13 protein-coding genes are annotated in these 12,030 nt (G+C 41.0%); 7 read left to right on the top strand and 6 right to left on the bottom strand.

The features are described 5' to 3' along the window. Positions 1-20: 20 nt before the first annotated feature. Positions 21-740, top strand: a complete 720-nt coding sequence (gene purC / locus C502_RS0110335) for a phosphoribosylaminoimidazolesuccinocarboxamide synthase (RefSeq protein WP_018678752.1) — start codon at positions 21-23, stop codon at positions 738-740. A 62-nt stretch (positions 741-802) separates the two neighbouring features. Here purC and C502_RS0110340 read toward each other — a convergent pair whose 3' ends face one another. The 6 genes from C502_RS0110340 to C502_RS0110365 form a co-directional block, all read right to left on the bottom strand. Next, positions 803-2,542, bottom strand: a complete 1,740-nt coding sequence (locus tag C502_RS0110340) for an amidohydrolase (protein ID WP_018678753.1) — start codon at positions 2,540-2,542, stop codon at positions 803-805. 149 nt (positions 2,543-2,691) lie between these two features. Next, positions 2,692-3,810, bottom strand: coding sequence for an acyltransferase family protein (locus C502_RS0110345; protein WP_018678754.1), 1,119 nt, complete (start codon positions 3,808-3,810; stop codon positions 2,692-2,694). A gap of 132 nt (positions 3,811-3,942) precedes the next feature. Further along, positions 3,943-4,827: an aromatic amino acid DMT transporter YddG gene (gene yddG, locus C502_RS0110350; RefSeq protein ID WP_018678755.1), complete on the bottom strand. Its 885-nt coding sequence runs from the start codon at positions 4,825-4,827 to the stop codon at positions 3,943-3,945. Positions 4,828-4,932: 105 nt separating this feature from the next. Continuing rightward, complete coding sequence (locus C502_RS0110355; RefSeq protein ID WP_018678756.1) at positions 4,933-6,207, bottom strand: replication-associated recombination protein A; 1,275 nt, start codon at positions 6,205-6,207, stop codon at positions 4,933-4,935. Positions 6,208-6,289: 82 nt separating this feature from the next. Further along, positions 6,290-7,456 carry a class C beta-lactamase gene (ampC, locus tag C502_RS0110360; RefSeq protein ID WP_023274629.1) on the bottom strand — a complete coding sequence of 389 codons (1,167 nt, stop codon included), beginning with the start codon at positions 7,454-7,456 and terminating at the stop codon, positions 6,290-6,292. A gap of 155 nt (positions 7,457-7,611) precedes the next feature. Beyond that, positions 7,612-8,064, bottom strand: coding sequence for a YcgN family cysteine cluster protein (locus C502_RS0110365; RefSeq protein WP_018678758.1), 453 nt, complete (start codon positions 8,062-8,064; stop codon positions 7,612-7,614). 188 nt (positions 8,065-8,252) lie between these two features. On the opposite strand from C502_RS0110365, the gene C502_RS18870 reads away from it, so the two are divergent. The 6 genes from C502_RS18870 (at position 8,253) to C502_RS0110395 (ending at position 12,025) form a co-directional block, all read left to right on the top strand. Continuing rightward, the gene (locus tag C502_RS18870; RefSeq protein WP_018678759.1) at positions 8,253-8,411 is read left to right on the top strand and encodes a DUF1328 domain-containing protein; all 159 of its coding nucleotides are present in this window, start codon (positions 8,253-8,255) and stop codon (positions 8,409-8,411) included. Positions 8,412-8,580: 169 nt separating this feature from the next. Then, a complete protein-coding gene (locus tag C502_RS0110375) occupies positions 8,581-9,318 on the top strand; it encodes a dienelactone hydrolase family protein (RefSeq protein ID WP_018678760.1) in 738 nt (245 codons plus the stop codon). A gap of 247 nt (positions 9,319-9,565) precedes the next feature. Next, positions 9,566-10,612 (top strand): A/G-specific adenine glycosylase, encoded by a 1,047-nt coding sequence (gene mutY, locus C502_RS0110380; protein ID WP_018678761.1) that lies wholly within the window; start codon positions 9,566-9,568, stop codon positions 10,610-10,612. Between the two features lie 30 nt (positions 10,613-10,642). Then, the gene (locus tag C502_RS0110385) at positions 10,643-11,179 is read left to right on the top strand and encodes a M23 family metallopeptidase (RefSeq protein ID WP_018678762.1); all 537 of its coding nucleotides are present in this window, start codon (positions 10,643-10,645) and stop codon (positions 11,177-11,179) included. A gap of 9 nt (positions 11,180-11,188) precedes the next feature. Beyond that, positions 11,189-11,434: a hypothetical protein gene (locus C502_RS0110390; RefSeq protein ID WP_018678763.1), complete on the top strand. Its 246-nt coding sequence runs from the start codon at positions 11,189-11,191 to the stop codon at positions 11,432-11,434. Positions 11,435-11,470: 36 nt separating this feature from the next. Next, entirely contained in the window at positions 11,471-12,025 is a 555-nt protein-coding gene (locus C502_RS0110395; RefSeq protein ID WP_018678764.1) for a DNA-3-methyladenine glycosylase I, read from the top strand. The last annotated feature ends 5 nt before the right edge of the window (positions 12,026-12,030 follow it).

Raw genomic sequence — 12,030 nt, forward strand, 5'->3', positions numbered from 1 at the left:
ACTTTTCAAAAGGTTCCCCCATGTTAAAACAAACCTTGCTCTATACTGGTAAAGCAAAATCTGTATATGAAACAGATAATGCCGATCACCTAATTTTAGTCTTTCGTGATGATGCATCAGCATTCAATGGCGAAAAAATTGAGCAATTAGATCGTAAAGGCAAGGTGAACAACCGTTTTAATGCCTTCATCATGGAAAAACTAGCTGAAGCGGGTATCGAAACGCATTTTGAAAAGTTGCTTTCTCCAACTGAAGTGCTTGTTAAAAAACTTCAAATGATTCCTGTGGAATGTGTGATTCGTAACTACGCAGCAGGTTCTTTATGCCGTCGTTTAGGCGTTGAAGAAGGCAAAGAGTTAACGCCTCCAACATTTGAATTATTTTTCAAAGACGATGCGCTTGGCGACCCAATGGTCAATGAATCTCAAGCAATCGCTTTAGGTTGGGCAAATGCTGCTCAACTTGAAAAGATGAAAGAACTCACTTACCAAGTGAATGACGTGCTTAAAGCATTATTCGATGCAGGTAATATGATTCTGGTTGATTTCAAACTTGAATTCGGTGTTTTCCACGATCGTATCGTATTAGGAGATGAGTTCTCTCCAGACGGTTGCCGTTTATGGGATAAAGATACCAAGAAAAAATTAGACAAAGACCGTTTCCGCCAAGGTTTAGGTGGTGTGGTTGAAGCTTATGAAGAAGTTGCTACACGTTTAGGGATTAACTTAGATGATATCTAAGCCTAAACTCTAACTTCTGAGTAAAAAACCAGCCTGATTAGGCTGGTTTTTTATTGGTTTATCTACTTCCCTAATTTCTGATAAATCAGATTCCCTTCTTTATAAGTCGCCAATACCTGAATATTTTTGATCTCTCGGCTTGGAATCGTAAGCGGATTTTGATCTAAGATCACTAAATCAGCCAATTTTCCTTGAGTTAACGTTCCCTTGTGCTGGTCTTCAAAATATTGATAGGCGGCCCAATCGGTCATCGACTTTAATGCCAAATAGGGACTTATGCGCTCATCTGCACCCAGTACATCATCACTGCGTGTCACTCGATTCACCGTCGCATCTAACATCATCAAACTGTTCGGTGGCACAACAGGTGCATCATGGTGCTCTGTAAAAATAAGCTGCTTTTTCAAAGCCGTTGCCGTCGGTGAAATACGTGCTGCTCTCACCTCTCCTAAGGTTTGTTGGCGATGCCAATCGCCCCAATAAAAGGTATGTAAGGAGAAGAAAGATGGAATAATATCTAAGGCTTTCAGTTGATCGAGTTGATCATCGCGAATGGTTTGAGAATGAATTAACACACTTCTACGATCTGCTTTGCCTTGTTTTGCTGTGGCATCTTTCACAGCCCCAATAAATTGATCAATTGCCGCATCGCCATTGGCATGTGCAAGTACTTGCCACCCCTGTTTAAAGGCTAAATTAATATATTGATTGACCTGTTGATTATCTTTAATCGCAGGATAGCCCTTATAGCTTTTGTCTTTACCTTCAGGTGGAACTAAATACGGCTGTGTGAGCCAAGCGGTTTTGCCTTGTGGTGAACCATCTAAACTGATTTTAACGCCACCGATACGGAAATGATGATCATATTGGCGACGACTTCCTTGCTTGAGCATGTACTCTTGACTGGTGGTAATATCGGGATAAGAAACCACATCAATTGGCAATTGATTTTGTTTGGCTAAAGCATGCCACATCTCCGTTGTGCCCTGATCTGCACGCCCTTCTTGCACCGTGGTAAAACCATTTTTCACATAGGCATCAATACCTTTTTGTGCAATCTGAAACATCACTTGCGGCGGCACATCTTTAAAAATTGAACCAATCGCCGTAAATAAAGCCGATTCTTCTAAGACTCCATTTGGAATATTTGAATTGGCTTCACGACGAATAACACCGCCTTCTGGATTTGGTGTATTTTGATTAAAATTCAGTAATTCTAATGCCTTATGATTCACAGAAGCCAAATGCCCTGATTGATGCAAAATCATCACAGGCTGATCTTTGGACACACGATCTAAATCAGTTGCGGTAGGATGGCGTTGTTCGGACAATTGTGCATCATCATAACCATTGCCTAGAATCCAACCGCCCATCGTCTTAATCACTGTTGGATTTTGTGTTTTCCACGTATTCATTACGTTTACAAGTGAGTTAATATCCGAAACTGAACCATCAGGCATCGGATACAAGTTCGCCACCATTTGATGAAAACCCACCATATTCACGTGGCTATGCGCATCAATAAAACTCGGCAATAAGGTTTTATTGTTTAGATTAATATATTGAACTTGGGCATTTGCCAACCGTTCGGCTTGCTGTTTCGAGCCAACAAATACAATTTTTCCATCTCTCACCAACAAGGCTTCAGCATATTTAGGCTGCATTCCCTCCATCGTCAAAATAGAGCCGTCATAAAATAATTTTTCGGTGGTCGTTTGAGGAGCTTTGACAGTTATGCAGCCTGACAAGGCAATCAACATGAAAGTTGCAAGTGAAGCCTTGGGTATATATTTAAGATTCATCTATATAATTCCATGTTTTTATTATGGCTTTATTATTAAACCCTATTCTTTTTTTGTTTAAAAAGGTTTAAAAGATTCTTTTTGTAATATGGCAATCATGCATAACTCGATGCAAGATCCATCACATCGAGCCCAAAGAGGATGGAAACTTAAAACATCTTTGCCAGTTTATTTGATACTTTAATCGCAAGATCATCAACATAACGACTATAAGGATCAGCTAAAACAATACTGATGATCAATGTAAATAAACTCGCCCACAAACCTGCAAGTAAATATGAAAAACCGAATTGGACATGCAATAGATTAAACAAAGGAATGCCCAAAGCATAAATCACAGCAAGGTGAATCAAATAAATGGAAAATGACACCTTACCTAAAAAAACCAAGAACCGTGAATCAAAAAATTGTGCCAACCATTTGCCTTTAAGCACCGCATAGACAATACAGAAACCACCCATGAAGTTCAGATAATCATAGGTTTGCTCACCTAAAAATTGAGCAAAAATTCGATAACTCCAACTCTCATTATGCGCACCACAGAAATATAACCCCAGCACGAATAGCAATACAGATAGCACTGTTGCTAACTCTGCTGCGTAAAGGAATAAACCCATACCTAAAATAAAACTCAGGATACCGAGTAATACCATTTGTGAAATCAGGTAGGCTGTCGCAATACTCAGCAGCAAGAACAGACCTGCAAACATCGGTCGTTTGCTGTAAAAATAACTGGCGAGATAAATCACCAATGAACCGAGCAGCTCAATCTGCATCGTCCACAACACCCAGTTATAGCTTGAGTCTCCAAATAGAAATGCCCCGATACTGCCCTCATACAAAGCTGTCGTTAATTTTGGATGAGGATTCGCCAAAGCAGCCCCCCATTCAGAAACATGCGAAACATCGACAGGAACAAAACAAACGAGGTAGGCAACAATACAAGAAATAAAAGCGGGAATAGCCAAACGTGGATAACGTTTAATTAATGATTTTTTGAGTTTTTCAGCTGAATTTTGCTTTTTTAAACTCGATAAACTCAGGACATAACCACTTAAAACAAAAAAGACAAAAACTGCCCCTGTACCCGAATAAAAAAAAGCAAATGGGGAATGATAAAGTTGATCAAAAAAGGGATATTGAGGCACAGCACTTAAATCAAAATGATGCATTTGAGGAAAGAATGTCAACGATAGATGTGACAACACAACCGCAAGGCAGGCTAAGCCTCGGATACTTTCCGCAGCATTGATTTTGTTTGTGATCATGGCAGAGCTTTATCATCCGTGATATGCCGCGATAATGCGATCTTTTATGTGAAGTGTCTAGTAGCCACTTAAAAAATATAGTGACTATAACAACTCAGAATAAAAGCATCTACCCATCTGAAATGCGCCTACTTATTGCTTCACTCGAGTCGAGAACCAACATAAAATCGACCCCATACACACCATAAAGGCACCATACCAAAAAGAAATCGTCAGTGGTGTACTCAGTAAAATTGCTGAGAAGAACGCTGAAAATACAGGAATAAAATACGAAGCACCTGCCAATAACGTGACATTGCCATGTAGAATCCCGACATTCCATGCGGCATAACCAAAGCCCATAGCGGCAGCAGCAAAAAGTAAGGACATGGAAGATGACCAATCAAAATTAAATGTGCCGCCACCCATCAATGCATATTTAATCCAAAGCACCATTGAGACCAAAATAAAAAATAAGGTAATCCCATTACTGCCCTTAGCCATCTTCGCAGTGAGGGTACAGTAAGCCGCCCAAAGTAGGGTTCCGATAAAAGCTAATCCATAACTCAGTGGGTTATGTTGTATATTTCCCCACATACCTGCCAAATCAAAACCTTGCTCACCGCCTAATACCCAACAGATACCAAACAATGAAATCACAAAACCAGGAATAATCAGTAAATTGGCTTTTTGCTGATTAAACAGAATTGCAGCCACCATGGTAAAGGTTGGCCATAAATAATTGACCATCCCAACTTCGATGGCTTCTCGGTTGTTATTGCTATATCCAATTGAAAGTGATAAACAAAGCTCATAGCTCACAAATAAAATACTGCCCCAAATTAAATAGGCTTTTGGGGAACTTTTAAGATTGCTCCAACCTACGGAAAAAAACAGGAAAATAGAGGCAAGCGTATAAATTAATGCGGCACCGCCGACTGCACCAAAATGCGAGCTGACATCCTTGATCAATGCAACGATCAAGCTCCAAAGGAAGATCGCAAGCAATCCAATGAATGTGGCTTTTTTTGAGTTCATGTTGAAATAAATCGAAGATAAAACCGCAGCCAGATTCCCATTAACACTTTTGGGAACTTGACTAGGTGAAATGTGAAAATACAACTCATCTGTTTAAACAGCTCTTTATTGTTGCTGCTGTTCCTGCTGCCAACGGCGTTGCTGCAAACGCTCGGCTTCAACTTCACGTTTATTTAAGGCTCGCTCATACAGCTTCGTACCCCGCAACTCAGGTGGCAAATAATCCTGTAAAACAAAATGCTCAGGGTAATGATGTGGATAGAGATAATCCACACCATAACCTTGTTGCTTCATCAATTTGGTTGGTGCATTACGTAGATGCAACGGCACAGGCAAATTCGCAGTTTTTTCGGCAAGCTCTAAGGCTTTGTTAATTGCAAGATAAGTGCTATTACTTTTTGGGCTGGTAGCCAGATACACGGCACATTGCCCTAGGATAATCCGCGCTTCAGGCATCCCTACCGCTTGAACTGAACGGAAACACTCTCCCGCCAGCAATAAGGCATTTGGATTGGAATTGCCAATATCTTCCGATGCGGCAATCAACATACGACGTGCAATAAAAACAGGGTCTTCACCACCTTTGAGCATGCGTGCCATCCAGTATAGGGTCGCATCAGCATCACTGCCACGAATCGATTTGATAAATGCCGAAACCAAATCATAATGCTGCTCACCTGATTTGTCATAACGTGCAATATTCTGCTGTGCGACTTTGACCACAATTGCATTGGTGACGATATTTTCAATATCAGGTTCAAAAGTGCTGGCGATTAAATCAATCAGATTGAGTGCTTTGCGTGCATCACCCGCAGCAAATTGAATCAGTGCATCATATTCTTCAATCTGAATAAAACGTGCTTTTAAAAACTTATCCGTTTGAATCGCTTTATTCAGTAGTGTCTGAATCGCATCAGCATCTAAACTATTCAGCGTGTAGACCTGACAACGAGAAAGCAATGCACTATTCACCTCAAAAGATGGATTCTCAGTGGTTGCTCCAATCAATGTTATTTTGCCTTTTTCAACCGCATTCAGTAAGGCATCTTGTTGTGACTTATTAAAACGATGAATCTCGTCAATAAACACCACTGGTGTCAATAGATCACCACTTTCAGCAATCACTTCACGCAGTTCTTTTACGCCTGTATTCAATGCAGATAAGCTAATAAAAGGACGATCGACTGCTTGCGCCAATAATAAAGCAACCGTGGTTTTTCCTACCCCTGGCGGCCCCCAAAAGATAATCGAAGGCAAGTGCCCTTGATCAATCATTTGACGTAATGGGGCATTTTCACCCAGCAAATGATCCTGCCCAATGATCTCTGACAAATCACGAGGGCGTAAACGTTCAGGTAAAGGAATATGCGTATCTGACATCATTATTGGCTTTATGCTGTTTTATCCTAGTCTATTGTGTCTGACTCAAATCTACAATTTGAATCTGCAATCACGCGACATTCTATTGTGCAGTGTTCGCCTGAAGTAACTGCTGCATAACATGATAGCTTGCAGTAATACGAGCATCATTTGGGAAATTAGTATTCGCGAGCATCACGATCCCAATTTTCTGCTGTGGAATAAATGCAGCATAAGCACCAAAGCCATTACTTGAACCTGTTTTATTAAACAATGTTGCTGCTGAAGCCCGCTTTGGTTGTTTGATCGGTGTAACAGCATGACTTTCTAAAGCCATCTTGCTTGAATTACCATGTAATAAGGTCTCTAACTGAACAGGATAAGCATATTGCTCCCAACCTAAACCTTGGGTCATCGCACCGACTTTAAAATACCCCACATGCGTATTTTCAATCGCTTTGCGAAGAGGCTGTTTTAATTTTTGTGGGTAAATTTGAGCATCTAAAAATTTCAGCATATCGAAACTGCTACTCTTCACGCCATACGCTTCCGCATCAAACATCCCCGCAGAAACGCGAATGGGTTGGTCATTTTTATAGCCCCACGCGTATTGCGGCATCTGCTGCTCAGGCACATGAATAAAACTCTGACTCAATCCCAATTGTGGAAAAAGTGTTTTTTCTAATAATTCAGAATAGGGTCTTTTCAATGCTAGTGCCGTGACATAACCCATCAAACCAATACTTGGATTGGAATATTGACGAGCTGCACCCACTTTAGTTTTTGGCTGCCAAGTCTGAAAATATTGAATCATATCCTGCTGACTAACAACTTCATCTGGAAATTGCAGTGGAAAACCACCTGCGGTATAGGTGCCTAAATTCAAGATTGTGGCTTTATTCACTGCTGTATTTTTTAATTCAGGGAAATACTTGGCGGGATGATCAGACAATGATAACTGCCCTTGTGCCTGTGCATAGCCTGTCAAAGTAGCATTAAAGGTCTTACTTACCGAGCCAAGTTCAAATAAGGTCTTATTACTCACTGGTTGATTGCTTTGCTTGGAAGCAACACCATAATTTACAAAGTAATGCTGCCCTTTCAATGTCACCGCAACCACTAATCCAGGAATCTTGTATTGATCTAATAATGGTTTAAATTGCTGATCTACAATCTCTTTGACTTGCTGCTCACTGAGCGGCTGCGCCCAAACCGAAGAATAACAAGATAAAAGCCCTACGGTGAAGAACAGCATTCTTGATGCGATCATGTCTATTTCCCAAACTCATTTAATTCAAACAACCAGAGAGCCTGCGGCAACAATGCCTGCCTCTCGATGCTCATCCTATCGGGGGAATAGAAAAATTACTGTAAAAGTATTGTTTTTATTGCTGAGAAACGCTGATCAATAAAGAGAACTCTATCTTATCGTATCCAACGTACGACATAATCTTCGATATCTTCGTCATTGATGTCTTGTTCTGAAATACAGCGTCCTGCTGCTGATTTTTTCGCTTTAATCACACTTTGACGCGAACCTGTGTTTAGGTAATGCCAAGAAGGTAGGTTTTTACCTTCATTCAACCGACGATAAGCGCAACTGGGCGGTAACCATGTAATTGTTTGCAATCGTTCAGGGGTCAGTTGAATACAATCCGCAACCTGCTGTTGGCGATTGGCATAATCTGAACAACGTGCCGTTTTACAATCTAATAATTTACATGCCACCTTGGTATACGCAACTTCAGCAGTCTCATCATCTTCAAGTTTGACCAAGCAACATAAGCCACATCCATCACACAATGCCTCCCACTCAGCACGATTTAACTGCTCAAGCGGATATTGTTTCCAAAAGTGGGGACGTAACTCGGTAGACATAGCAAACTTTTTAGGCTTTAGAATTCGTATTTATTATAGCATTTATTCTTAAACAACCTGATTATTGAGTGAATTAGGCGATTAACAATTCTTAAATGATTGAACATTTCCACCACAGAAACACCACATTTAGCCCCAAAAACACACGCTATAGTAAATTCATAACGATAAATTTAGGAGAACGTATTATGTTCCGTTGGGCTATTATTTTTGCAGTGATTGCATTAATCGCCAGTTTATTAGGTTTTGGTGGTGTTGCTGGTTTGTCCAAAGACTTTGCCGTCATTTTATTAGTAATCGCGGCTATTCTAGCTGTGGTCGGTTTTTTATCCCGCGGTAAAGTATAGTCTTGAGAGATGGTAGAATTTTATAAAGAGAAGAATCATTGTATTCTTCTTTTTTTATTGAGAAATATTAACTTAAAAGAAGTTTAAATTTATTTATTCGCCTTATCAGCAATTTAATTTTTGATGTTGTAATCAAAACATTGTAAAAATATAGACTAGGATTTTAAACATGAGCTTCCCGATTACCACGCGTGAAATTGAATATACCTCGCCAGATGGCCAACGTTTAATTGGTTATTTTGCAGCACCAGCGATAGATATGCCTGTTGCAGGTGTTATTGTTGCACCTGAATGGTGGGGGCGTACAGAATACACCGAGCAACGTGCCCGTGAACTTGCAGCACATGGTTTTGCCGCTCTCGCCATTGATATGTATGGCGACAAGAAAGTTACCTCTGATGTTCCTCAAGCATCTGCATGGATGATGCAAACCTTTGACCATGTAGACACCGTTGTGAATCGCGCTCAAGCGGGCTTAGATGCTTTAAAAGCACAATCCGAGGTCAATACTGAAAAATTGGCAGCAATTGGTTTTTGTTATGGCGGTAAAGTGGTGCTTGATCTAGCACGTTCTGGTGCCGACCTAAAAGCAGTCGTCACGTTTCATGCCAATTTAAGCCCGAAAGCACCTGCCGAGAAAGGCAAGATTCAGGCTGAAATCCTCGTCTTACATGGCGAACTCGACAGTATGGTTTCTTTGGATGATGTCGCAAGCTTCCGCCAAGAAATGCATGGTGCAGGAGTTGAACATGAAGTCATCATTTTTGAAGATGCGAAACATGGCTTTAGTAACCCACTCGCAGATGAACGTGCTAAAGCCAATCATGTTGACTTAGGCTATAACGCAGAAGCTGAACGCCAAGGGCTTGAAGCGATGTATGAGCTATTGGATAAGCATTTGAAGTGATTTAAAAAAACTATCTCTAAAAACCCTATAAATACAGAATTGAGCGAATATATAGTTTGTTTCAATCCTAGACAATTTCTACGAGTGCAAGGCGACATGAATGCCGCCTTTGCACCAGAAAATATTGACTAGCGTTCAAATAAAATCATTTACTGTATCTCGATCACGTATTTTTGAAAGACAGATAACATCCTATCAATCCCTGATTTCCGCTATACTACGCCTCTGCTTTTGACTGTTCTGATTCATGTCTGATTTCTCATTTTCTGATGCACTACTCACATGGTTCGACCAACATGGTCGTCATGACTTACCGTGGCAAGTTGCAGATGATCCCTACAAAGTTTGGGTCTCAGAAATCATGCTGCAACAGACCCAAGTCAAAACGGTACTGCAATATTTTGATCGCTTTATCGAACGATTTCCGACTGTAAAGGACTTAGGTCAAGCCAGTTGGGATGACGTTGCCCCATATTGGGCAGGACTAGGTTATTACGCAAGAGCCAGAAATTTACACAAAGCTGCAGCGCTTGTTTATCAACAAGGTCAATTTCCAGAGACCGTAGAACAATGGATTGAATTACCAGGCATTGGCCGTTCAACTGCGGGTGCGCTGATGTCGCTTGGCTTACGTCAGTATGGCGTGATTATGGATGGCAATGTAAAACGGGTTTTAGCACGTTTTCTTGCCATAGAAGATGACCTCTCCAAACCGCAGCATGAACGCGCTTTATGGCAGATTGCAGAACAACTGTGCGCTACAGAACGTAACCATGATTACACCCAAGCGATTATGGATTTAGGGGCAACCGTCTGTACCCCTAAAAAGCCTTTATGTTTATACTGCCCGATGCAACAACACTGTCAGGCCTATCAACAAGGTTTGGAACAAGAGTTACCCTTTAAAAAAGCCAAAAAACCTGTCCCTGTTAAAACGGCGGATGTACTCCTGATTCAGTCAGGTCATGAATGGCTGTGGCAACAACGTGAAGCGCATGGGTTGTGGGGTGGATTGTATTGCTTACCGATCATTGAACAAGCAACCGAATTACAACAGATTGAACAGCAATTCAAACTGCAAGCTCAAGTATCATCATTACAGATTAGCCATAGCTTTACCCACTTTACGTGGATATTGCATGAACAACTGTTCCACGTGGAACATGATCAGAAAGAGCAAATCAGTATCGAACTGAATGGCATATGGCTCAGTCCAGAAGCGGCGATTGCCAAGGGCATTCCAACTGCCATGAAAAAATTGATAACTGCAAAACAAAAGACTGGATCATCTTAATATTCTCAATCAAGATCACAAGGAGTGAGTGTGCGCCATTCAATTTCATCTACCCTGCTTGGTATCTTGATTATTCTACTTTCTGCATGTAGCACAACGCCTAAAAAACCAACAAGCTTACCGAATACGCAAATCGACAAGCTTAAAAATTTACGTTTAGATAACCGTCTTCCTGTACCAGTCAAAGGTATCAATCGAAATGAATTACGTGATACTTGGGGTGCTGCACGCAGCCAAGGGCGTAACCATGAAGGCATTGATATCATGGCAGAGCGTGGGACGAAAGTGTATAGTGCTACCGAAGGGCTCGTCGCTGATTTACGCAATAATAATTTAGGTGGCAAGATCATTTGGATTATTGGACCTGCTGGTTCTTGGCACTACTATGCACATCTAGATGATCATAAACGTGGTCTCAATGTTGGTGATTATGTTCGTAAAGGTGACCTGATTGGCTATGTGGGCAATACAGGCAATGCACACGCGACCGCCCCACATTTACATTACGGCATTTATTTAAATGGCAAAGGGCGTGGAGCAGTCAATCCATACCCATATTTACGTTAGGAACACACGATGTCAGAAGCATTGATTGAACGACTGGTTATATTTGCAGAGTCTGGAAATCAGCAAAAAATCATCCTCAATGGTACGAGCTATCAAGGCTGGATTATGGAAATTACCGAAGATGCTTTGTTGATTAGCACAGGTTTTGCAGATAAATCGGGTAAAGACTTTTGGCTTAAATTTACTGATTTAAATACGGCTGAACTGTATTATTGGGATACTCGCCCAAATGAATGGGTGGCATTCACTCTCTAAACTCTGCCTTACGAATAATAATAAGGAGCATCAAATATGACAACTCAACGCTGTGGCTGGTGCTCCAATGATCCCCTCTACATTGCTTACCATGACCAAGAATGGGGTAAGGCAGAACATGATGAACCCCACCTATTTGAGATGCTCTGTCTGGAAGGACAGCAAGCAGGACTCTCTTGGATCACGGTACTGAAAAAACGCGAACACTACCGTTCACACTTCTTTCAATATTCTATCGCAGACGTCGCAGCACTCACCGATGATCAACTCGAACTCAAACTCAGTGATGCAGGTTTAATTCGTCATTTAGGTAAACTTAAAGCGATTCGAGACAATGCAATTGCATGGCAGCAACTCAAAAATGAAGTTGGTGATGTATCTCACTGGCTATGGAGCTTCGTTGACCATCAAACACCAAACCATGATGTAATTCATTATCGTGATGCACCTGCTCAAACGGACATCAGCCAAAACCTATCCAAAATTTTAAAAAAACGCGGTTTTAAATTTGTAGGCCCCACGACTTGCTATGCGTTTATGCAAGCCGTAGGCATGGTCAATGATCATGAAAATCACTGCCATTTTAAATAATACCA

It is taken from the genome of Acinetobacter tjernbergiae DSM 14971 = CIP 107465, from assembly GCF_000374425.1.
Classification (GTDB): domain Bacteria; phylum Pseudomonadota; class Gammaproteobacteria; order Pseudomonadales; family Moraxellaceae; genus Acinetobacter; species Acinetobacter tjernbergiae.